The organism is Marinobacterium lacunae, from assembly GCF_000705555.1.
GTDB lineage: Bacteria > Pseudomonadota > Gammaproteobacteria > Pseudomonadales > Balneatricaceae > Marinobacterium_D > Marinobacterium_D lacunae.
Genome location: NZ_JMQN01000011.1, coordinates 269,324 through 292,005, shown reverse-complemented (window position 1 = coordinate 292,005; position 22,682 = coordinate 269,324). Strand labels below are relative to the sequence as shown.

General features: G+C 58.0%; 24 protein-coding genes. 21 read left to right on the top strand and 3 right to left on the bottom strand.

The annotated features are described in order from the left end of the window. Positions 1–55 precede the first annotated feature (55 nt). Together upp and ADIMK_RS02475 are read left to right on the top strand one after the other, a co-directional pair. Complete coding sequence (gene upp, locus ADIMK_RS02480; RefSeq protein ID WP_036183042.1) at positions 56–682, top strand: uracil phosphoribosyltransferase; 627 nt, start codon at positions 56–58, stop codon at positions 680–682. Positions 683–692: 10 nt separating this feature from the next. Then, positions 693–2,000: a uracil-xanthine permease family protein gene (locus ADIMK_RS02475; RefSeq protein WP_231516983.1), complete on the top strand. Its 1,308-nt coding sequence runs from the start codon at positions 693–695 to the stop codon at positions 1,998–2,000. A gap of 20 nt (positions 2,001–2,020) precedes the next feature. Here ADIMK_RS02475 and ADIMK_RS02470 read toward each other — a convergent pair whose 3' ends face one another. Next, positions 2,021–2,920: a helix-turn-helix transcriptional regulator gene (locus tag ADIMK_RS02470; protein ID WP_036183039.1), complete on the bottom strand. Its 900-nt coding sequence runs from the start codon at positions 2,918–2,920 to the stop codon at positions 2,021–2,023. Positions 2,921–3,275: 355 nt separating this feature from the next. Here ADIMK_RS02470 and ADIMK_RS02465 point away from each other — a divergent pair, with 355 nt between their 5' ends. The 14 genes from ADIMK_RS02465 to ADIMK_RS02400 all read left to right on the top strand — a co-directional run bounded on the left by ADIMK_RS02465 (position 3,276) and on the right by ADIMK_RS02400 (position 16,464). Next, a complete protein-coding gene (locus ADIMK_RS02465) occupies positions 3,276–3,482 on the top strand; it encodes a Flp family type IVb pilin (RefSeq protein ID WP_036183037.1) in 207 nt (68 codons plus the stop codon). Between the two features lie 106 nt (positions 3,483–3,588). Continuing rightward, positions 3,589–4,170, top strand: coding sequence for an A24 family peptidase (locus ADIMK_RS02460; protein ID WP_051692348.1), 582 nt, complete (start codon positions 3,589–3,591; stop codon positions 4,168–4,170). Then, positions 4,167–5,573, top strand: a complete 1,407-nt coding sequence (locus ADIMK_RS02455) for a DUF8689 domain-containing protein (RefSeq protein WP_231516982.1) — start codon at positions 4,167–4,169, stop codon at positions 5,571–5,573. The genes ADIMK_RS02460 and ADIMK_RS02455 overlap by 4 nt, the downstream gene beginning before the upstream one ends. After that, complete coding sequence (gene cpaB, locus ADIMK_RS02450; RefSeq protein WP_036183279.1) at positions 5,566–6,378, top strand: Flp pilus assembly protein CpaB; 813 nt, start codon at positions 5,566–5,568, stop codon at positions 6,376–6,378. Before ADIMK_RS02455 ends, cpaB begins: the two co-directional genes overlap by 8 nt. A 59-nt stretch (positions 6,379–6,437) precedes the next feature. Continuing rightward, positions 6,438–8,063, top strand: coding sequence for a type II and III secretion system protein family protein (locus ADIMK_RS02445; protein ID WP_036183031.1), 1,626 nt, complete (start codon positions 6,438–6,440; stop codon positions 8,061–8,063). Positions 8,064–8,107: 44 nt separating this feature from the next. After that, positions 8,108–8,380 (top strand): hypothetical protein, encoded by a 273-nt coding sequence (locus tag ADIMK_RS02440; RefSeq protein WP_036183029.1) that lies wholly within the window; start codon positions 8,108–8,110, stop codon positions 8,378–8,380. A gap of 67 nt (positions 8,381–8,447) precedes the next feature. Further along, on the top strand, positions 8,448–9,830 hold the full coding sequence (locus ADIMK_RS02435) for a pilus assembly protein TadG-related protein (protein ID WP_036183027.1): 1,383 nt from the start codon (positions 8,448–8,450) through the stop codon (positions 9,828–9,830). After that, positions 9,830–10,333 carry a TadE/TadG family type IV pilus assembly protein gene (locus ADIMK_RS02430; RefSeq protein WP_051692346.1) on the top strand — a complete coding sequence of 168 codons (504 nt, stop codon included), beginning with the start codon at positions 9,830–9,832 and terminating at the stop codon, positions 10,331–10,333. Before ADIMK_RS02435 ends, ADIMK_RS02430 begins: the two co-directional genes overlap by 1 nt. 3 nt (positions 10,334–10,336) lie before the next feature. After that, complete coding sequence (locus ADIMK_RS02425; RefSeq protein WP_036183024.1) at positions 10,337–10,810, top strand: TadE/TadG family type IV pilus assembly protein; 474 nt, start codon at positions 10,337–10,339, stop codon at positions 10,808–10,810. 33 nt (positions 10,811–10,843) lie between these two features. Then, a complete protein-coding gene (locus ADIMK_RS02420; RefSeq protein WP_051692344.1) occupies positions 10,844–12,082 on the top strand; it encodes a CpaE/TadZ family protein in 1,239 nt (412 codons plus the stop codon). A gap of 3 nt (positions 12,083–12,085) precedes the next feature. Continuing rightward, entirely contained in the window at positions 12,086–13,459 is a 1,374-nt protein-coding gene (locus ADIMK_RS02415) for a TadA family conjugal transfer-associated ATPase (protein WP_051692341.1), read from the top strand. Between the two features lie 14 nt (positions 13,460–13,473). Then, positions 13,474–14,463: a type II secretion system F family protein gene (locus ADIMK_RS02410; RefSeq protein ID WP_036183023.1), complete on the top strand. Its 990-nt coding sequence runs from the start codon at positions 13,474–13,476 to the stop codon at positions 14,461–14,463. A gap of 3 nt (positions 14,464–14,466) precedes the next feature. Next, entirely contained in the window at positions 14,467–15,429 is a 963-nt protein-coding gene (locus ADIMK_RS02405; protein ID WP_036183021.1) for a type II secretion system F family protein, read from the top strand. A 33-nt stretch (positions 15,430–15,462) separates the two neighbouring features. Then, positions 15,463–16,464, top strand: coding sequence for a tetratricopeptide repeat protein (locus ADIMK_RS02400; RefSeq protein WP_051692339.1), 1,002 nt, complete (start codon positions 15,463–15,465; stop codon positions 16,462–16,464). Positions 16,465–16,525: 61 nt separating this feature from the next. Here ADIMK_RS02400 and ppa read toward each other — a convergent pair whose 3' ends face one another. Both ppa and ADIMK_RS02390 read right to left on the bottom strand, forming a co-directional pair. After that, positions 16,526–17,059: an inorganic diphosphatase gene (gene ppa, locus ADIMK_RS02395; RefSeq protein WP_036183019.1), complete on the bottom strand. Its 534-nt coding sequence runs from the start codon at positions 17,057–17,059 to the stop codon at positions 16,526–16,528. An 80-nt stretch (positions 17,060–17,139) separates the two neighbouring features. Further along, positions 17,140–18,129 (bottom strand): class 1 fructose-bisphosphatase, encoded by a 990-nt coding sequence (locus tag ADIMK_RS02390; protein ID WP_036183017.1) that lies wholly within the window; start codon positions 18,127–18,129, stop codon positions 17,140–17,142. Positions 18,130–18,347: 218 nt separating this feature from the next. On the opposite strand from ADIMK_RS02390, the gene mpl reads away from it, so the two are divergent. From mpl to ADIMK_RS02365, 5 genes are all read left to right on the top strand, one after another. Then, positions 18,348–19,715, top strand: coding sequence for a UDP-N-acetylmuramate:L-alanyl-gamma-D-glutamyl-meso-diaminopimelate ligase (mpl, locus tag ADIMK_RS02385; protein WP_036183016.1), 1,368 nt, complete (start codon positions 18,348–18,350; stop codon positions 19,713–19,715). Next, positions 19,712–20,335 (top strand): flavin prenyltransferase UbiX, encoded by a 624-nt coding sequence (locus tag ADIMK_RS02380; protein WP_036183014.1) that lies wholly within the window; start codon positions 19,712–19,714, stop codon positions 20,333–20,335. Before mpl ends, ADIMK_RS02380 begins: the two co-directional genes overlap by 4 nt. A 63-nt stretch (positions 20,336–20,398) precedes the next feature. Further along, the gene (gene tsaB, locus ADIMK_RS02375; RefSeq protein WP_036183013.1) at positions 20,399–21,085 is read left to right on the top strand and encodes a tRNA (adenosine(37)-N6)-threonylcarbamoyltransferase complex dimerization subunit type 1 TsaB; all 687 of its coding nucleotides are present in this window, start codon (positions 20,399–20,401) and stop codon (positions 21,083–21,085) included. After that, positions 21,082–21,891 (top strand): undecaprenyl-diphosphate phosphatase, encoded by an 810-nt coding sequence (locus ADIMK_RS02370; protein WP_036183011.1) that lies wholly within the window; start codon positions 21,082–21,084, stop codon positions 21,889–21,891. Before tsaB ends, ADIMK_RS02370 begins: the two co-directional genes overlap by 4 nt. Then, on the top strand, positions 21,881–22,675 hold the full coding sequence (locus tag ADIMK_RS02365; RefSeq protein WP_231516981.1) for a class I SAM-dependent methyltransferase: 795 nt from the start codon (positions 21,881–21,883) through the stop codon (positions 22,673–22,675). The genes ADIMK_RS02370 and ADIMK_RS02365 overlap by 11 nt, the downstream gene beginning before the upstream one ends. Positions 22,676–22,682 lie beyond the last annotated feature (7 nt).

Here is a 22,682-nt window from a genome sequence, read left to right as displayed (position 1 = left end):
AATTTTGATAGGTCGGTCAGCTTCAGGTGTCGACCGGGTAGAGAGGAAGTCAGTCATGAGTGTTCACGAGATCCGCCATCCGTTGGTGCGGCATAAACTGGGGTTGATGCGCTCTGTTAACAAAAGTACGCGCAGCTTCAGGCAGTTGGCGGCCGAGGTGGGGTGTTTGCTGACCTATGAGGCGACCAAGGATCTCGAACTGGAAGAGTATGAGATAGAGGGCTGGTGCGGCCCTGTTCAGGCAGAGCGTATAAAGGGTAAAAAGATCACAGTTGTACCGATTCTGCGTGCGGGGTTGGGCATGCTGGATGGTGTACTCGAGCTGGTGCCCAGTGCCAAGATCTCCGTGGTCGGGCTTTACCGTGACGAGGAAACACTTGAGCCCGTGGCCTATTTCGAGAAGCTCGCCAGTGACATCGATGCTCGCATGTCATTGATCGTCGATCCGATGCTGGCGACCGGGGGGTCGATGATCGCCACGATCGATATGCTGAAAAAGGCTGGTTGTGCCAGCATCCGTGCGCTGGTGCTAGTTGCCGCGCCTGAGGGTATCGCGAAAGTTCAGGCGGCCCACCCCGATGTGGATATTTTCACGGCTTCGATCGATTCCCACCTGAACGAAAACGGCTACATCATCCCGGGGTTGGGCGATGCTGGCGACAAGATTTTCGGAACCAAATAAGGGCGTGTCGATGAACGATATGAATATGATGGCGAACGCCAGCGGCAAGAGCTGGCGCACGGTTCTTGCCGGGGCTCAGATGCTGTTTGTCGCCTTTGGCGCCCTTGTGCTGATGCCGCTGCTGACCGGGCTGGACCCCAGTGTGGCCCTGTTTACGGCCGGGGTCGGAACGTTGCTGTTTCATCTGGTCACCGGCCTTAAAGTGCCGATTTTTCTGGCTTCCTCTTTTGTGTTCATAGCGCCCATCAGCTATGCCACTCAGACCTGGGGCGTGCCGGCAACCATGGGCGCGCTGATGGCGGCCGGGATCGTGTATATGCTGCTGGCGCTGGTGGTCAAGCTGCGTGGTGCCGGTATTATCCACAGAATTATGCCGCCGGTTGTGACCGGCCCTGTCATCATGATTATCGGTCTGGGGCTTGCGCCTATCGCAGTGAACATGGCGATGGGCAAGAGTGGCGACGGCTCGATCGATCTCTTCCCGTACAGCGACGCAATTCTGGTATCGATGATTTCACTGACCACCACGTTGCTGGTGTCCGTGTTTGCGCGGGGTATATTCCGCTTGCTGCCGATACTGTCGGGCGTATTCGTCGGGTACGCGGCGGCTTTTGTGATTGGTATGGTTGATCTCAGCGCAGTTCAGGCCGCTCCCATGGTGGCTGTACCCGCATTTGTGACGCCAGAGCTCAATTGGCAGGCGATACTCTTTATGATACCGGTGGCCATAGCGCCAGCTATTGAGCATGTGGGCGATATCATCGCTATCGGTAACGTCACGGGGCGTGACTACATTCGTAAGCCCGGTTTGCAGCGCACCCTGTTTGGTGACGGTTTGGCCACCAGTGTTGCGGCGCTGTTCGGTGGTCCGCCCAATACCACCTACTCGGAGGTGACCGGTGCGGTGATGCTGACCAAGGCATTTAATCCGGTGGTGATGCTGTGGGCGGCCGGGTTTGCGATTCTACTCGCGTTTGTTTCCAAGTTTGGCCTGCTGCTGCAGACCATTCCGGCACCGGTGATGGGCGGTATTCTGATTCTATTGTTCGGTTCTATCGCGTCGGTTGGTTTGAATACTCTGATCAAGGCGCATGTGGATCTGGCCAAGCAGCGCAATCTCGTGATCGTGGCAACGACACTGGTATTTGGTATCGGTGGCATGGCTATCGGTGCTGGCGATCTGAATCTGCAGGGTGTAAGCCTCTGCGGTATTGTGGCGATTGTGCTGAACCTGATTCTGCCGGGCGCGGATCCGGTTGCGAATGATCTCCATGAAGAGGATGAAGTGGTCGAGGATCTGCTCGAGCATACCCGCTAAATAAGGCTTGCGCCGCCGCTTCACTGGGAGCGGTGGCGTGCCCATCCCCCCGAAGCGGCTTCGCCCGGTTGGCTCAAGTTAGCCACCGCGTAGAGCTTGCCCTGACTGAGATCCCGTTGCGCCTCTTCGCTTTGTGAAACCAACTGTTCCTGAAAGGTCTTGGGCGTGACACCCAGGTATTTCTTGAACACGCGGCAGAAGTAGGAGTGGTCGCGATAGCCCACGGTGAGCGCCACATCCAGTATCTGCAAGTCTGGGTTTTCCAATAGACGGGTTGCTTCCTTGACGCGCAGTTGCTGCAGCATCTCCTGAAATGTCACGTCATAAGCCTTTTTAAACATGCGGCTGAATTGCAGCGGACGCATGTTGCAGAATTGAGCCAGGCGCTCCTCGGTGATGTGTTCCCCCAGATGCAGCTGCATGTAGGAGAGTGCCGGGTGCACCGCCCGGGTTTCAGCGGCATTGCTGGCATTGAACCGGGACTCCTCAGGGAGGCGCAGCATCGGGCTTACAGCACTCAGTGCCGTGGGGTCGTGAGCGGCCTCCTCAATGCAGTTCGATAGTGCGCCAATCTGGTATTCAGCGGCTGATCGTGTCATGGGTTTCAGAAAAATATCCCACACCCTGACCCTCAGTGCCCATACCATCAACGATTCGGAGTGCTGCTCAGTCATCATGATGATCGGCAGGCGGGGGTAGCGCTCATGCAGCTCGCGCATCAGCATCAAGCCGTGCATGTCGGGGTAATCAAAGTCAAAACAGATCGCACAGGGGGAAAGGGTCCTGTGATCGAAAACCGGGTTGTGCGGGTCCAGATTTTCGATTTGAAAAGTCGCTTTGAACAGTTCCAGCAACGTGGTGGAGCGTTCCGAGCTGCGAAGATCGATCCACAGCACGGGAATCTGACAGCGTTGAGCCATGACGTACAAACTCCCACTATTATTGTTGCATACCGCTTTGGGTGGGTCCGCCCGGTCGTTACATCCTTGGTTCCTGTGTTTCAGTGTAGTTAAGGTTTCTTAACGCCTATTACTGTCTTTCCGTCATTCTTTTCATACAAATACCGTTTTTTAACCGATTGTGTTCATCCACGAATGGCGGTGTTTCGTATCTGTTACAGCGCTGGTCAAAATAGTCCTACTTTTTACGCAAGATAATCCCAGCTCGATTTACACCCCCTACCTATAGTCATTCACGTGCCGTGTGACGACCTGCTGTAAAGCGGTTGAGCCGGAGTATTCGGCCTTGAATGGCTTAATCAAAGAGGGCGGAACAATGAACGTTATCACTCAGAAAATGGTGGACTTCTTCAAGGAAGAGGAGGGACTGACGACCGTGGAATATGCAATCGCCGGTAGCTTGGTGGCGGCTGCTGTGATTACCGCGTTTACCAACCTTGGATGTGAAGTCGGAGAGGTCATTCAGTACCTGGCTGATGTGCTCAGCACTCCGGATACCGCAGCTAAAGCGGGTGCGTGTTAACAGACTATGGGGGCCGGTTGGTCAGCTGCTTCGCACGTACGCCTGATGACAGGTGAACGATTCACCGGAGCATTTCAGTTCAGCAGGGTAAGAGGGGGAGAGGATCATGTTGTCATTTTATACATACGACGGCTCTACGCTCCTCTTGTTGCTGATACTGGCGTTGGCGGCACTGACGGACTGGCGTCGCCATCGCATTCCCAACTGGCTTACCTATGGAGCCCTGATAGTGGGACTGCTCCTGCAATATACCTTCCTTGATGGCGAGGGATTGCTGACCGGCCTTAAAGGTGCAGGCGTGGGGCTGATCATGTTCCTGCCGTTCTACCTGACCGGTGGTATGGGGGCTGGAGACGTAAAACTGATGGCCGCTGTTGGGACGTATCTCGGTCCGATGGCGGTCTTTACCTCAGCCTGCTTTGCTCTGGTGGCGGGTGGTTGTGTTGCTCTGTATCTAATCCTGCGCAGCGGTGAGCTGACCAGTCTGTACCGCCGATATCTGGTCATGATCACTGCCCGCACGCTGGTACCGGCGGAGCCCGGATCAGTGGCCCGCCACCGTTTTCCCTTTTCGTCTGCTATCGCCACCGGAACCCTTGTGTATCTGGGGCTGACCGGCGGACTGGATTTCTATCACCTGTTCACTCAGGTCGGCTACCAGCTTCAGGCGTTGGGAGTGATGCAATGAATATTTCAATGACGACTGATCAATCCATGTCGGCTGCCGTGTCGGCAGAGGGCGTACAGCGGTCTGCGCTTGAAGGGCTCAGGACCCTCGCGCCAAGGCCTTTGACGCTGGATGATACCGGCCTGAGTCGGCATTTTCTGACCGAACTGCTGATCAAGCATCTTTATGATGCTGGGTTGCTGACCTCCAAAAAGCTGATGCAGAGAACTGCACTGGCGGGCCCGGTGCTGGAGGGGCTGATCGAGTTTCTGCGCAAGGAGGTGCTGATTGATGTGCACGGCCAGGGATTTGATAATCGTGAACTCAGTTACGGCCTGACACAGAGAGGTCGGGACGTTGCCATCGATGCCTTTGCCCGTAGCGGATATTTGGGGCCTGCGCCGGTGCCGGTGGAGCGCTACCGGGAGTTGGTTCGGGCGCAATCGGTGCATGGCAGTAAGGTTACGGCTACATCCCTGAACCGGGTGTTCGAATCGGTTGTTCTGCGCGATGCGCTCAAGGAGCAGTTGGGCCCTGCGATGAACTCGGGCCGAGCCATCTTTATTTATGGCCCTGCCGGTACCGGCAAGACCTACATCACCCAGAAACTGACCGGTCTGTTCGATGACAGTTGCCTGATCCCCTATGCGATCTCCGTCAACGAACAGGTGGTGTCATTGTTTGATCCGCTGCTGCATCAGCCGATCGAGGAAGCGATCCACACCCCCAGTCTGTTGTTCGATCAGGGGTACGATGCCCGCTTCGTCAACTGTCGACGGCCCCGGGTTGTCACCGGCGGCGAGTTGGGCATGGATATGTTGGAGATCCACTTCAATCCGGTAACCAAAGAGTTTCAGGCACCGCTTCAACTGAAAGCGAACAACGGTATCTTCATCATCGACGATATGGGACGTCAGCGGGCCACTCCGATGGAGATATTCAACCGCTGGATCGTGCCGATGGAGGAGAAGCGCGATTACCTGACCCTCGGTGCCGGGCGACATTTCCAGACACCTTTCGATCAGATTCTGGTGTTCTCTTCCAACATCAATCCCTTGGATCTTGCCGACGAGGCGTTCCTGCGACGTATCGGCTACAAGATCTATTTCGGATATCTGGAGCGGGATGAGTACGCGCAGATCTGGCAACAGGTGTGCGCAGAAAAAGGGATCGCCTTTGATCCCGGTCTGCTCGAGTTCGCCATCTCTGAATTGCACGCACGGCGCGATGTTGCGCTTCGTCCTTGTCATCCCCGCGATCTGCTGGGTATGGCTCAGGACCGCGTGCGTTATCTCGGCGGCGATGCCGCATCACTTGACGCTCAAGCCCTGACCTGGGCCTGGGACAGCTACTTCGTATCACTCGATGCCGAAGTGGAAATGTCGCCAAGCCCTGCAGCCGGGAGGAGGAATGATCATGTTTAAGGGTAGAACCTTACTGCTGCTGACCCTGTCGATCGTGTTCGCCGTTGGTGCGGCGTTCTACGCCAACTCCTGGTTGAAGCAGCAACTGCCGGGCAGCAACACCGCCGTGGCCGCCGAAGGCCAGCCTGTCGTCTACGCGGCGATGGATATCCCCTACGGCCAGCCGATAGAGCGCCGTCACCTGAAGATTCAGTTGCTGCCGGAGGATCTTGTACCGGCCAATAGCGTGGCCGATCCCGCCGAGATCGAGGGGATGATCCCCACTCAGGACATCCTCGTGGGTGATGTTATCCGCCGGCAGCGACTGAGCGAGCATCAAGAGGGCGCCACGCTGGCGGCGCTGATCGATCCGGAGAAGCGAGCCTTCACGGTACGCGTCAATGATGTGGTCGGTGTCGCAGGGTTTCTGTTGCCGGGTAACCACGTCGATGTGATCGCCACCAAGAACGAAGGCGGCGGTGTCAAGGCGCGTACGGTGCTCAAGGATATCAAGGTGCTGGCCGTCGATCAGAAAGCACGCACCGACAAGAACGACCCCATTGTCGTTCGGGCTGTCACGCTTGAGCTGACACCGAAGGAGTCTGAAGAACTGGCCAAGGCACGCGACGAAGGACGCATACAGCTGACCTTGCGCAACCCGATGAGTGAAGAGGTTGCCACGCCGACTATCGAGCCTGCCCCGGCGCCTGCGCCTGTGGCTCAGGCTGAACCCCCGAAAAAGCAAAAGACACGCACCTACAGTGCCCCTCCGTCTGTGATCGTGATCAAGGGCGTTGAATGGGAGCGCAAACAGGTACCGATGTAGTCCCGGCGCGCCGTTGGATGTGGCAACCGAAGATCGGACGTGAGCGAGGAGATTGGATCATGGCTAAGCGCACAGAACCCACTAGAGCTAGGGTGGAAGCAAACGACAGTTGGCAGGCGTTTCTGCTGCCGGCTGCCCTGATGATTCTGCTGCTGGCGGTGTTGATCGGGCGGGAGGCGAATGCGGCAACAGCCGTCGAAGCCGACGCTGATACGATGGTGCAGCACTTCTCGGTGCCGCTCTACAAATCGAAGGTTGTCCAACTCAACGGTCCGGTTCAGAAAGTATCGATCGGGAACAAGGAGGTGGCCGACATACTGGTAATGAGATCCCAGCAGATCTATGTACTTGGCAAGGGCATCGGCACGACCAACGTGCTGCTCTGGGACAAGAACAACCGCCTGACCGCGTCCATCGACGTCGAGGTCACGCCGGATATAAACGGTCTGAAGGCGAAGCTCTACGAGATGGCGCCGAATGAGCGGATCAAGGTGAACTCCTCCCAGGGCTCGATCCTGCTCAGCGGTGAAGTGACCAATATCGGCACCATGGATATGGCGGTGCGTCTTGCTGACAGCTTCCTGCAAAAGCCCACCAAAGAGGGGGCGAGCCAGAGCGGTGAAGTGGTCAACCTGCTGAAGGTTGGCGGCTCCCAGCAGGTGATGCTCAAGGTGACGGTGGCCGAGATGTCGCGCAGTGTCATGCGCCGCCTGGGGGTGAAGTTTCACGCCCTCGACGTGAGTGATGACCGCTGGCTGGTCGGTGGCAGCAGTCAGCCGGGATCACTCTCCTACTCCATCGACGATAACCAGCTGACCACCGAGATCGCTAACTCTCCGCTGGGGTTCGCCGCCAAGGGGCTTTTTGCACAGTACCTTGATGGTGGATTGCTGTTCCAGCTCGCCTTTGATGCAGCTAAGGAGAACGGCAGCGCCAAGGTGCTGGCCGAGCCGACACTGACCACGTTGACCGGTCAGGAGGCTGAGTTTCTCTCCGGCGGTGAGTTTCCGATCCCGGTACCCAATGAGGATGGCATCACCATCGAATTCAAGGAGTTTGGTGTGGGCCTGAAATTTATCCCGGTTGTGCTGGACTCCGGGACGATCAATCTCAGCCTTAACGTGGCCGTCACGGAGCTTACATCGTTGAACTCGATCAACAATACGGTCGGCGTTAATAACAACACCTTCTTCGTGCCGGCGCTGACCAAGCGTAGCGCCCGCTCCACCGTTGAGCTAGGCGATGGTCAGACCATCGGTATTGCGGGGCTGATCAATGAAAGCACCCGCGAGGCGGTCAGCAAATTCCCGGGATTGGGTGATGTGCCGGTGCTCGGTCAGCTGTTCCGCAGCCAGGAGTTTGAAAAGGGCGAGTCGGAACTGGTGATTCTGGTGACGCCGACACTGGCAAAACCGTTCAAGAACGAAGGTATCAAGTTACCCGGCGACGGATTCGTGGAGCCCAGTGATGTGGAGTTCTACCTGATGGGACGCACCCGCGGTCAGCTGGCCAGTGCCGATACCACCATGAGCGGCGAAACGCCGGACGCCTCAGCTCCTGATGGGAACGAACAGGCACTTGCTGGCGGCAACGGCCTGGCAGGCGAACCTTCAGGCGATGACGGTGTGCGCGTCTTCCCGGTGGCCGATGGTACCGAGTCTGTTTTCGGACACAGCATCGAGTAGTGCGAGCTGTTTTCAGCACCCTACACAAGATGGAGAGCAACATCATGAACAGCAATCGATGGAAGTACTGGACGGTGGCGGCGGGTCTGCTGCTGGTCCCCGGATGCAGCGGGTTCGGCAATGCGCCTCCCGAGCCGATGGGGTTGGCGGTGGAGGAGATGCGGATGACGCAGACCCACGATGCTTACGCCGCCGACAACCACGGACCGTTGCGCCTCAATGGCGAGAAGGCCGAGCACGTTATGTCGGACTATCGGGGAGAGGCGCAAAGCGGTAGCGGAATCGACGGGGATATCGAAATCAATATCGGTAAATAAACCATCAGAGTTGAATAACACAGATCGGGCCGAATGATCATGATCGCCGGCCTGACGGGAGGCAACGATGAACCGCCAACTTCAGGGGGGGATGCGAAAACAGCAGCAGGGGGTTGTGCTGGTGCTGGTCGCTATCGCCATGCTGGCGTTGCTCGCCATGGCGGGGCTGGCACTGGACGGGGGCCATCTGTTACTGAACAAGACTCGGCTGCAGAACGCGGTCGATGCCGCAGCGCTAAGCGCGGCACGCACGATTGCCGATTTTCCCAAGGACACCGCCGTCGGTACTGTGCACACCGCAGCAGAGGCCTCGGCGTTGGCTGCATTCCTCAGTAATCTCGGCCTTGACGACAGCGCCGAACTGAACGATGCCTACGCCAGCAGTGGCTCCCCCTTACAGGTTCAGTTTTCCACCACGCTTAATCCGTTCGTCGACAGTGCTACTGCGCTGCCTTACGTGCGTGTTATCGCCCAGGATCTCCAGCTCGATGTGTGGTTTTTGCAGGTGGTCGGCATGGCGGACAAACCGGTCAGCGCCAGTGCCGTAGCGGGCCCCATCGGCCTCAATGCCAACACCTGCGACATTCTGCCGATACTGGCTTGTGGCTGTGATACCGACGGCACCTACACGCCGGACAACCCGGACGATGACTGTTCCGACAGCAACACCTATTTCGGTTATCCGGACAACGACAATAACGATGTCGAGAGCCTCGGGGATATCAGCGTGATCAAACTGGCCGGTGGCAGCGGATCGGATGTTGGCCCCGGTAACTTCCGATTGCTGCGCCTTGATGGAACCGGCGGCGATGACCTGCGCGATGCTCTTGCCGGTGTCGGTGATTCCTGCGCCAACTTTGGTGATGACAGTGCAGCCGATACAGAACCCGGTAACAAGTCAGGGCCAGTAGGGCAAGGGCTCAATACGCGTCTGGGCATCTATCAGGGGCCGGTGGACCCGACCACCGCACCGGCTGATGAGGTGACCTACACCTATTACAGTGGCAGCACGCCGGCAGGGCCGACGCCGGTAGGGCCCAACCCGTTGGTGCTTGATGGGCTGGATGATCAGGGCGTGCCGGTCATCAAACGCCAGGATGGGTCCACCAGTATCGACGGGCTCTTTGACTACCAGGACTATCTCGATGAATACACCAGCAACTACCCCGACTGTCAGGGCAGTGGCTGCCGTCGCCGTGAACTTGTGCTGCCGATTGGCGATTGTACAGGGTCCATATCCGGTACCAGTGAGGATGTCCATGTCTATAGCGTGGGCTGTTTCTTCCTGATGCAGAACGTGGATGTGGGGACCGATGCCGAAGTGTTCGGACAGTTCTTCACCGAGTCGGAGGGGTGCGATGCGATCGGCACGTTCACCTCGACACCCACCAGTGACCCGGTGCCGATCAAGATCGTGCTCTACCGTGACTCGGACAGTGGAGACTCATGATGAACAGGCAATCCTATTCGTACCGGCAGCGTCAGCGTGGCATCGCGGCGGTGGAGATGACGTTAGTGCTGCCTGTCTTGCTCCTGTTGATGCTGGCGACAGCGGAGGTTGGGCGCATGCTCTATCAATACAACACCCTGACCAAAGCACAGAGAAGCGGCGTTCGACTTCTGGCAACGCAACTCAATTACGGCCAGCAGGATTCGCTGAGCGAGTGTCCGACGCTGGGCGGTACACTGCCAAACAACCTGATCAACAGAGCCAGCAATCTGATTGTGTATGGCTCAGAGCTGGGCGGTGCAACCCCGGTATTGCCGGGGCTGGCGGTCGCCGATGTCGGCTTTTGCGAAGTGCCGGCACTGAATGAAGTGCAGATCCGTGTGCAATACGACTTCACCCCGATGTTGTTCAACAGCCTGCCGACCTTCGGTATTGGCGATCCCATCCCGATCGACTTTCCGCTTGACAGTGCAATCAGCATGCGTGTGCTGGGAGGGAGTTGAATCATGAACAGGTATGAGAACTTAAAGCGGCAGAGGGGGATTACCACCGTTGAGTTCGCGCTTGTGGGCTCTGTGCTCTTTGTCGTGCTGTTCGGCTTGATTGAGTTTGGTCGGCTGATGTTTACCTGGAATGTGCTGGATGAGGCTACACGGCGAGCAGCGCGTGTGGCCGTGGTCTGTCCGGTGAACGCCGCAGGCGAGGCCTTTGCCAAGTCGACCGGCGCCTTCGGCGGAACGCTGTTACCCAATTTCACCGATGCCAATATCGCCATCACCTACCTGAGAGAGGATGGCACGACCGAGGCAGATGCCACCGAAAACACCTACTACGTGCGTTCGGCGATTACCGGTTATCAGCATCAGATGCTGATTCCGTTCTTTGATATCACCCTGGATGCACTGGATTTTGCCACCACCTTACCGGCCGAAAGTCTCGGTGTTCATCCCGATGCAGCCGGTGCTGCGGCCTGTCCCTAGCGTTAAAGGGATGTGTGAGTTAGGAGAGCTGTCATGAAACAGAACGTGCTCTACGAGGTAAAGAAACCGCCGATTGCCAAGGTGCAGGCAGGTTTTACGGTTCTCATTGCCAGCCGCTCTCCCGACGCGCTGACAGAGATCAAGCAGTCGTTGGCCATGATGCCGGCGAGCGTCGACATCAATTGCCGCCTGATCAGCAACGGCCACTCGGATCCGCTTTACGGCCTTGAGCGCTTGCCCGACCTGTTGATCTTTCGCATCGGTGACAGCTGGCAGGCGGAGCTTGAGTCGCTGTGTGCACGCCCCCACAGTGCGCGCGTGCCGACGGTGATCGTCAGTGCCAACAGCGATTCGCAGGCGATGCGCCTGTCGATGAATGCCGGTGCCCGGGACTTCTTCCCCGAACCTGTGGAGGCGGGCGATCTACAGCGCGCTGTCGAGCAGCTCTACAGGGAGATTCTCGAGCGTCAGGGTGCACTGCATGCGCATCTGACCGTGGTTATGAACGCCAAGGGCGGTTCGGGAGCCAGTTTGATCGCCACTAACCTTGCGCATCAACTCGCGCTGAGCAGCCCGAAACGGGTGGTGCTGGTCGACCTGGATCTGCAGTTCGGCTCACTGTCGCACTACCTGGATCTCAACCCGCAGCGCGGCATCAAACAGGCGCTGGAAAACGTTGAAGACCTGGACAGTGTGGCACTGGCCGGCTATCTCGCCAGCCATGTGAGCGGACTCAAGGTGTTGAGCTCGGAGTCGGATCGATTGCTGCTCAATGAAGAGGTGTCGGCCGACCAGCTGCTGCAGCTGTTCAAACTGCTCGGCAATGACTACCAGCAACTGGTGGTGGATCTGCCGCGACAGATCGATCTGACCACAACAACTGTGCTTGAGCGCGCGGATCAGGTGGTGCTCGTGCTGCAGCAGGGGATTACCCATCTGCGCGACGCGGCCCGGTTGATCGAGGTGATGCGGCGCGATCTGGATATACCGGATCACCGCATTCTGGTGGTGCTGAATCGATACGACAAAGCGGCCCCTATCAGCATCAACGAGGTGGCCAAGGCGCTGAAGCATCATCCGATACTGACCGTCCCCAACGACTTCAAGCATGTCTGCGATTCGTTGAATGACGGTATCCCACTGCAGCAGATGGCCAGGCGGGCGCCCATTACCAAGGCGCTGCACAGCCTGAGTGAACAGGTGTCGGGGGAGGGGCCGGCCCCTCGGTCGGGACTGCTGGGCAAATTGGTCGGTTTGGTAAAAGGGGATTGAACCATGTCTATTTTAGGAAACAGAATCAATAAGTTGCGCGTTGCTGAAACGCCAGCCCCCACGCCGGAGACTGGTGTCGAGCATGAACGCCCAGCGCTGATGATCGAAACCCTGTCGCCCGCGGAGCTCGAGTGCAAGCTGCAGCTGCATCAGGAGCTGCTCAAGCGCATGGACCTGTCGCTGATCGACAGCCTCGAGGAGCACGAGGCACGCCGGCAGATCACCGAGTTGTGCCGACAGTTGATGGAGGAGCAGTCGGTGCCGTTCAGCACCCAGTCCCGTCAGAAAATCATGAAACTGATCGAAGACGAGATCATGGGGCTGGGGCCGCTTGAGCCGCTGCTCGAAGATAAAACCATCTCCGATATTTTGGTCAACGGCTATGACTCCATCTTCGTAGAGCGCTTTGGCAAGCTGGAGCCCTGTCCGGTCAGCTTCAGCAGCAACGGCCACCTGATGAACACCATTGACCGCATCGTCTCCAGCGTAGGCCGCCATATCGATGAATCATCGCCCATGGTGGATGCCCGACTCAAGGATGGTTCGAGGGTCAACGTCATCATTCCACCGCTGGCGCTTGATGGGCCGCAGATATCGATTCGCCGGTTCATGGTCGAGTTGCTGTCGATGCAGAACCTGGTCGAGCTGGGATCGGTGGAAGCACGTGTCGCGCCGATTCTGGAAGGGATCGTCAAAGCGCGGCTCAATATCCTGATCTCCGGTGGTACCGGTTCCGGTAAGACCACCTTGCTCAATATCCTCTCGGCCTATATCCCTCACGACGAGCGGATTGTCACCATTGAGGATTCGGCCGAATTGCAGCTTCAGCAACCCCATGTGGTGCGGCTGGAAACCCGCCCGCCGAATATCGAGGGGCGCGGTGAGGTTACCCAGCGCGATCTGGTGCGCAACAGCTTGAGGATGCGGCCTGACCGTATCGTGCTCGGTGAGGTCCGTGGTGGCGAAACGCTGGATATGCTTCAGGCGATGAACACAGGTCACGATGGCTCGCTGACCACCATCCACGCCAACAGCGCCCGCGATGCGCTGGGGCGTATCGAGAACATGGTGGCGATGACCGGTATCAGCTTTCCGACGAAAGCGTTGCGCGCGCAGATCGCCTCGGCCATAGACGTGGTACTGCAGGTGACCCGACTTGAGGACGGCCGGCGCAAACTGGTCAGCATTCAAGAGATCAACGGCATGGAGGGCGACATCATCACCATGTCGGAACTGTTCACCTTCGAGCGTCAGGGTGTGGATGAAAAGGGCAATGTGCTTGGCAGGTTCAAGGCCACCGGTATTGTGCCGGCATTTCATAAACGTCTGGCTCAGCGCGGTATCGAGATACCCACCTCGATCTTCGAGCCGGAATAAGGTAGGAGGCTGAGATGAACTTTCAACTTGAATCCACCGAATTGCTGGTCATTCTAGCGATGGTGTTTGTGTCGGTGTTTCTGTTGCTGGCCAGCCTGTCGATACCGGTGTTCGGTGAGCAGCGTCGGGTCAAGCGCCGGTTGCAGCAGCGACTTGGCGATATCGCCGCCGAGTCAGATCAACCGGCGATCAGCACCCTGTTGCGGGCGCGCTACCTGAAAAAACTCAATCCTTTTGAGCGTCAGCTCGAGTCGATGCCGGGCATGGCAACGCTGGCGAGGCTGATCGAGCAATCGGGCAGCAAGGTGCTCGCTTATCGCGTGTTTTTGTTGTCCCTGCTGTTGGCCCTGGTTGCCTTTGTGCTGGTACTAATGCTGGTTCAAAACGTCTTTCTCGCGATAGCGGCGGCGCTGGTGGCGTTGGTTGTGCCCTACGTGCGCCTAATGGTGTTGCGCAATAAACGTCTGGGAGAGTTTGAGGCGCAATTGCCGGAGGCGATCGATATCATCAAACGCGCGCTTCTGACAGGGCACCCCTTCAGTGAATCACTGAATCTGGTGGCAGAAGGTCTTGAAGGGCCAGTGGCGGTTGAGTTTGGCATCACCTACTCCGACCTCAACTATGGCTCGGACCTGCGCAGGGCGATGCTGGGGCTGCTTGAACGTGTCCCCAGCGTCACGCTGATGGCGTTTGTAACCGCGGTGCTGGTGCAGAAAGAGACCGGCGGTAATCTTGCAGAGATACTGGAAAACATAGGCACCGTCATCCGCGGCCGGTTCCGTTTTCAGCGTCGCGTCAAAACCCTGTCCGCTGAGGGGCGGTTGTCGGCGTGGATTCTGATGCTGGTGCCCTTCGTGCTCTTTGCCCTGATCTATTTCACCACCCCGGGCTACCTTTCCATTCTGGTCAAATCCGTCGATGGGCATCAGCTCATCGGCATCAGCTTCGTACTGATGCTGGTGGGCGCCCTGTGGATCAGGCGGCTGTTGAGAATCGAGGTATAGGTTATGGAGACGTTAATTGAACTGATCAATCAACAGCTGGGCAACGAGTTGTATGCCCGCTATGTGGTGGTCGCTTTGGTGGCCGCGGCAGCGCTTGCGTTCGGTCTTAGCCTGACGGTGCTGGTTACCGGCCTTGCCACGCCTTTTCGGCAGCGTATTCGGGTATTGACCGGGCGTTATGACAAGGCGCACGGCCATGAGGGGCGCAACAAGGTGATTTCGTCACTGGATCCGCTGACCCGCCATCTGTTGCCGGGCAAGGACTGGGATAAAAGCCAGCTGCACGCGCAACTGGTACATGCGGGGTTTCGCGCACCCAATGCGATGAGCACGCTGTATGCATTGAAAGTGCTGTCGTCGCTGGTGCTGTTCGGCATCGCCTGGTTGGTGACCAGCTTCAGGCCCGAACTGACCGCCGACAAGGTGCTGTTCATCTGCGCAGGTGCTGCTTACTTCGGCTACATCCTGCCCAATATTGTTTTGGACCGGATGGCCAATCGGCGCATACGGGCGATCCGCAACGGTTTTCCGGATGCACTGGATCTGCTGGTGGTCTGTGTGGAGTCGGGGCTTGGGCTGACAGCTGCGCTGCAGCGAGTCGGTCAGGAACTGGAGGTCAGCCATCCTGAGCTGTCGGAAGAGCTTCATCTGGTCAATGTCGAGATTCGGGCAGGAGTTAACCGTATCGAGGCGCTCCGCGGGATGGCGCAGCGCACCGGCGTGGAGGATATCCGCGGTCTGGTAGCACTGCTCGATCAGAGCGTGCGTTTCGGCAGTAGCATCGCCGATACGTTGCGGGTGTATTCGGAGGAGTTCAGGGACAAGCGGATGCAAGCGGCCGAGGAGCAGGCTGCGAAGATCGGTACCAAGATGATATTCCCGCTGACATTTTGTATCTGGCCCGGTTTCTTCGTGGTAGCGGTAGGTCCGGCCATTCTCAAAGTGCTCGAGGTCTTCGGCCATTGATGGCCGCTGGAGCCAAACAATAAGGAGTCCGTTATGGGCCCGAACAGTTTCTACCTCAGGCATCCCCGAAACGTCGGCTGCACGTTGCTGTTGGCGGCTATGCTCACGCTTGGCGGCTGTGCGAGTCAGCAGGAGCAGAATAAGACCTCGGCCAATGATGCCTTTTACGAGGGCAAACCCATGCTGGCGTTTACCGGCCTGCCGATGGCCAAAACCGCGCAGGAGGGTGTGCGCATGGGTGATCAGGCTCTGGTCCGGGGTGATGGCGACGAGGCACTGTATCACTATGTACAGGCGCTGGAGCTGGACCCACGCAGTGCCGATGCCTACTACCGGATCGGCCAGATCCACTACCGGCGCGATAATGAAAAGCTGGCGTCGCTGGCGCTGCGTAGCGCATTGGGCATAGCGCCTGAACATGTCGGCGCATTGACCGCAATGGGGGTGCTCCACCTCAAGCACAACCGGTATCGCGAAGCGGCCAGCTACCTGAACAAGGCGCTGGATAAGGACAGAGCTCGCTTTGCCGAGGACCTTGCCGAACGTTATGACAGCTCATCTCCCATTGATGCCTATAACGGTCTGGGTGTGATGGCTGATCTTGAAGGCGATACCGCCGAGGCACAGCGGCTGTATGCCATAGCGTTGGCGATCCGCCCTGACGCCGCGGATGTGCATAACAATCTGGGGTACTCCTACTATCTGGAATCACGCTGGCAGGATGCAGAGCGGGAGTTCAGGAGAGCACTGGATCTAAGGTCTGATTACGAGCAGGCCTGGCGCAATTTGGGGTTGGTCTACGCCCGGCAGCAGCGTTACCTGTCAGCACTGCATGCGCTGGAGCGGGTGATGGAGAGTGCCAAGGCGCATAACGATATTGGTTATATCTGCATGCTTGATGGGCGCTACCAGATGGCCGAGTACTACTTTGAACAGGCGTTGACGCTCTCGCCGGTGTTTTATCCCAAGGCTAAAGAGAATCTGGTGTATGTGCAGCGTATCAAAGAGGCGATGGCGCAAAGCGCCGGACGATGATGTGGAACAGGAGAGACTGCAGAGGGAACCCGCTCGCCCGGGAGGGGCGAGCGGATAAGCCTTACTTCTGGGCTTCGTAAGCAGCCACAGACTTGCGAACCGCTTCGCGGGCGGCTTCGGCGTTGGACCAGCCTTCCACCTTGACCCACTTGCCTTTTTCGAGCTTCTTGTAGTTCTCGAAGAAGTGGGAGATCTGATCTTTCAGCAACTGCGGCAGGTCGTCGACATCGTTGATGTCGTTGTAGGCCTGGCTCAGTTTCTGGTGCGGAACGGCAACCAGCTTGGCGTCTTCACCGGCTTCGTCGGTCATGTTCAGGATTCCGACCGGACGGCAGCGGATCACGGAACCGGTCATCACCGGGTGCGGGGTCAGTACCAGTACGTCCAGCGGATCGCCATCGTCAGCCAGCGTGTTGTTCACGTAGCCGTAGTTGGCCGGGTAGAACATCGGTGCTGCCATGAAGCGGTCAACGAAGATCGCGTCGGCGTCTTTGTCGATCTCGTACTTGACCGGGGAGCTCTCGGCAGGGATTTCGATGATCACGTAGAGGTCATCCGGCAGTTCTTTGCCGGCAGGCACTTTCGCAAAGCTCATGCGTCTCTTCCTGTTAGTCGGTTTAAAGATCGGAACTGAGCGGCATTATACCCAGTATGCCGCTCAGGTAAGAATAAGACTTACTGCTGAATTACGGAGGGGGTCTCCCGGTGGTAGCGCATCAGCGTCTCCACCTCTTCAGACGAGCCCAGTGCGACCGCAACGCGCTGATGGATGTGCTGAGGATCCACATCCAGAATGTCGCTGTAGCAGGTGGTTGAGCGACCACCGGCCTGTTCGACCAGCATGCTCATCGGGTTGCCTTCGTACATCAGGCGCAGCTTGCCCGGTTTCTGAGGGTCGCGTGAGTCCCAGGGATAGGTGAAAATGCCGCCGCGTGTCAGTACGCGATGCACTTCGGCCACCATGGAGGCGATCCAGCGCATGTTGTAGTTCTTCTCACGGGGGCCTTCGCTACCGGAGAGCAGGTCGCCGACATAGTTGCGCATCGCCGGTTCCCAGAAGCGGTGGTTCGACATGTTGATGGCGAACTCTTTGGTGCTGTTCGGGATCTTCACGTCTTCGCGGGTCAGCAGGAAGTCGCCGGTATGCGCCAGCGTGAACATGTTGACGCCTTCGCCGGTGGTCAGAGACAGAACCGCCGACGGGCCATACAGAACGTATCCGGCAGCCACTTGTCTGCGCCCCGGCTGCAGGAACAGCTCGACGCTGTCAGCCGCGTCGCCCTCGGGCACTTCGAGAATCGAGAAAATGGTGCCGACAGAGACATTGATGTCGATGTTGGATGAACCGTCGAGCGGATCGAAGGTCACCAGAAAACGCCCATTGGGGTTGCCAAAGACCGGATCGTCTTCCTCTTCAGAAGCCACGCCACGTACCAGCGGATTATCCAGCAGCACTTCCTTGAGGATGTCGTTGGAGATGATATCCAGCTTCTTCTGCGTCTCACCCTGGACATTGGTGTTGTCGGTGGTGCCGTGAATACCGGCGAGCGCGCCTTCACGCAGCTGCAGAGCGATCTCTTTGCAGGCAACCATCAGGGTCTCGATAAGTTCGACCAGTTCGGTGTCGGTATTGTGGTGTTTTAGGTAGGCGCTTAGAAGCTGCATCGGGTGTTTTGACCTTTGGGATTAGCGGCTTGAAATTCGGGCCTAAATTATACGTCAATATCCACGGCAATGCATGGGTGTCGGCGATCTTCTTCAGTGAGGCGCAGGCGTTGTACAGCCCATAACGGGTGGGGCTGGAACGCTTACACGGCGGACGATGTAACGGTCGGGCGGTAAAAAACGCTATCATAGCGGCAGCTGATTCAAGAGGGATTGAAGTGCACATACATATACTCGGCATCTGCGGCACCTTTATGGGCTCGCTGGCGATTCTGGCGCGTGAACTCGGGCACACAGTGACGGGCTCCGACGCCAATGTTTATCCGCCGATGAGTACCCAGCTGGAGCAGGCCGGCATCGCCCTGATAGAGGGGTATGATCCGGCACAGCTTGAGCCGGCGCCGGACTGTGTCATCGTCGGTAACGCCATGAGCCGGGGTAACCCCTGTGTTGAAGCGGTGCTCGAGAGAGGTCTGCCCTATACCTCCGGTCCGCAGTGGTTACATGATCATGTATTGAAAGAGCGCTGGGTCATGGCGGTGGCGGGTACCCACGGCAAAACCACCACGGCAACCATGCTGGCGTGGGTGCTTGAGCATGCGGGTATGGCGCCGGGGTTCCTCATCGGTGGGGTGCCCAAAAATTTCGACCGCTCGGCGCGTCTGGGTGGTACCCCGTTCTTCGTTATCGAGGCGGATGAGTATGACACCGCATTTTTCGACAAGCGTTCCAAGTTTGTACACTACAGTCCGCGCACGGTGATTCTGAACAACCTCGAGTACGATCACGCCGACATTTTCCCGGATCTGGCCGCGATCCAGCGTCAGTTTCACCATCTGATGCGGATTGTGCCCGGTTCTGGCCAGGTGGTCGTTCCTGCCGGATCCGAATCGCTACAGGCGGTGTTGCGTATGGGCTGCTGGAGTGAGCAGGTCGCCACCGGCGATCAGGGGCAGTGGCAAGCCCGTCTTCTCGAAGCGGACGGCAGTCGGTTTGCGGTACTGCACGAAGGTCAGGAGGTCGCGCGGGTGAGCTGGTCATTGACCGGTGAACACAATGTCAGTAACGGCTTGCATGCGTTGTTGGCGGCGCGGCATGTGGGTGTGACGCCGGTTCATGCCGCCGAGGCACTCAGCGCCTTTGGTGGCGTCAAGCGGCGAATGGAGTTGATCGGCGAAGTTGACGGTGTGAGCGTGTACGACGACTTTGCCCATCATCCGACCGCCATCGATACAACGCTAGCGGGGATTCGTGCACGTATCGGCGATGCACCTTTGCTTGCGGTGATCGAGCCGCGCTCCAATACCATGCGTCTGGGCGCTCATCGAGATGCGCTTGCGCAGTCGGCTGCGGCTGCCGACAGGGTGTATTGGTATCAGCCACCGGGACTGGAGTGGTCACTGGATCAGGTTGTTTCACAAAGCGGTAATCCGGCCAGCCTGCATTCCGATCTTGATGCGTTGATCGATACCCTGGCACAGGATGCGGTCAGCGGCAGTCATATCGTGATCATGAGTAACGGTGGTTTTGGCGGTATACACCACAAGCTGCTTGAGCGGTTGAAGCGTCGGGGGGTAGTGTCATGAGTAGACAGTTTTCGCGACGGGTGAGCGTGGCGATTACCGGTGCCTCGGGCGTGCAGTACGGCCTGCGGCTGGTGCAGTGCCTGCTTCAAGCCGATACCCAGGTGCTGTTGATGATATCCCGCGCCGCTCAGGTCGTGATCGCCACCGAGACAGATCTGAAACTGCCCGGGCAGTCCGAAGCTCAGGGCGAATATCTCTCGCGTCTGTTTAATGCCGGCGATGACCAGCTAAAGGTGTTTGGCCGTGAGCAGTGGTTTGCGCCGGTGGCATCCGGCTCCGGCGCGCCTGGCTCGATGGTGGTATGTCCATGCAGCACCGGCACGTTGTCCGCTATCGCCTGTGGTGCCAGCAACAATCTCATAGAACGTGCTGCAGACGTGGCACTCAAGGAGCGCCGCCAGCTGTTGTTGGTGCCGCGCGAAGCTCCCTATTCAGAGATACATCTGGAAAACATGCTCAAGCTTACGCGCATGGGCGCTGTTGTGATTCCAGCCAGTCCCGGCTTTTATCAACGCCCCGGGAGCGTGGAGGATATGATCGATTTCATCGTTGCCCGTATCCTCTCGCAGCTCGGTATCGAACAGACGCTTTTGCCCCGCTGGGGTGACGAACTGCTTTGAGTTAATGAAACCATAAGGACGCGCCTATACAATGGCGCCCGGTTTTGTATGACGGAATACCCCATGTCTCGAATCCTGGCACTGGATACTTCGACCGACGCATGTTCGGTCGCTTTGAACATCGATGGCGAGATTTTTCACGAATTCGTGATTGAACCTCGTCGCCATACCCATTTGCTGCTGCCCATGGTCGAGCGTCTTATCGGGCAGGCGGGTGTGGCACTGAACTCTCTGGATGCGATAGCCTTCGGACGTGGTCCCGGATCGTTTGCCGGTATACGTATTGCGACCGGCGCCGCACAGGGCTTGGCACTCGGCGCGGGTATCCCCCTGCTTCCGATCTCGACTCTTGAGGCGATGGCCGTGAGCGCAAAGGCGTTGGGCTCTGGTCATTCCCGCGTACTGACTGCGCTGGATGCTCGTATGGATGAGGTTTACTGGGGCGCGTTTGATATCACTGAAGCACTGCCGCGAGCGTTGATGGAGGAATCCGTGCGTTCACCGGCGGATGCCGAGGCTCCCGAGGCGGGCGACTGGCTTGCCGTGGGCAGCGGATGGCGTTATGCCGAGCAGATGCCGCAGGTGCTGCGTGATCAGGTAGTGGTGATGAATGTGGATATCTGCCCGGATGCGCGCGATATGTTGACGCTGGCAGAGCATCAGTTGGCACAGGGCGGAGCGCTTGCACCAGAGCAGGCATTGCCGGTGTATCTGCGTGAAGGCACGTGGAAAAAGAGGGATCAGCAGTGACGCTTGGCGACTGGATTCATATCGTCCTGCTCGCTCTTATTCAGGGGCTGACCGAATTTCTACCGATCTCCAGTTCTGCTCATCTTATTCTTCCGTCACAGCTGCTGGGATGGCCTGATCAGGGCTTGGCGTTCGACGTGGGCGTGCATGTGGGTACGCTGGTAGCCGTTGTCTACTATTTCCGCGCCGAGGTCTGGCGGATGACCCGGGCATCCTTGGCAGCGCTCGGCGGGCAAAGCAGTCCTGAGGGGCGGCTTGGCTGGCTGGTCATTCTGGCGACCCTGCCGGCACTGGCATTTGGCGGCCTGTGCAACACATTGGTTGAGCACTATGGGCGCTCAATACTCGTGATTGCGGCAACGACGTTGATTTTTGGCGTGTTGCTTGGCTGGGCGGATATCAAAGGCACCCGAGTGCGCAGTAACGAAACACTTGGGGTTCGCGATGCGCTGATGATCGGAGTGGCGCAGGCACTGGCGCTGATTCCCGGCACATCGCGCTCAGGTATTACGATTACGGCATCGTTGATGCTGGGCTTCGATCGCCAGAGTGCGGCACGTTTCTCTTTCCTGTTGTCGATTCCCGTGATCGTGGCTGCCGGGAGCCTGAAAACCCTTGAGTTGATGCGCAGCGGTAGCGAGACACAATGGGAGATGGTCAGCGTCGGAGCGGTGTTGGCGGCGGTGAGTGCGCTGGCGTGTATCTACCTGTTTCTCAAATGGCTTGACCGCGTTGGTATGATCCCGTTTGTGATCTATCGCCTGTTGCTGGGTGCGGTGCTACTGGGAGTCTGGTTTGTCAGCTGAACATCTACTGGCCGTCGCTGCGACAGTGCCGGAGCAGATTGATAGGGCACAGACGCTTGCGCGTACACTTAATCTGACATTTATCGAAGAGCCTGATCTGCAGTCTGACGTGGTTGAACAGTTCCTGCTGTGTACGCCCGATGCATTGGTGTTGCAGCAGACGGGCCGTAAGCGACCGGGAGCTGTGTTGGCCGATTTTGTCTCCGGAGCGGTAGCCCATCGGCGTCAGTTCGGCGGCGGTAAGGGACAGATGATTGCCAAAGCGTGCGGGATCAAGGGGGCTTTGCGTCCGAGTATCGCCGATGTGACCGCCGGGCTTGGTCGCGATGCGTTTGTGTTGGCAACACTTGGTTGTGAAGTCTCACTGGTCGAGCGTTCGCCGGTTGTACACGCTCTATTGGAAGATGGCCTTGCTCGTGCTGCGCACAGTGAAGTGAGCGATATCGTCGCACGCATGCGGCTGTTCTCGGGCGATGCCAAAGTCTGGTTGAGGGGGCTCGATGAAGCCGAGCGTCCTCAGGTGATTCATCTGGATCCGATGTTTCCGCACAGTGACAAATCAGCATTGGTCAAAAAGGAGATGCTGGCGTTTCGCGATCTGGTCGGTGCGGATGACGATCAGGCGGAGCTTTTGGCCGCAGCACTGGACGTGGCGCGCTGCCGGGTTGTCGTCAAACGACCGCGCAAGGCACCGGCAATCGAGGGGCCCGAGCCCTCGTTTCGTCTGGAGGGCAAGTCCGGGCGCTATGATATCTACGCCCTGCGTCGACTCGAAGACGCATAGTCATACC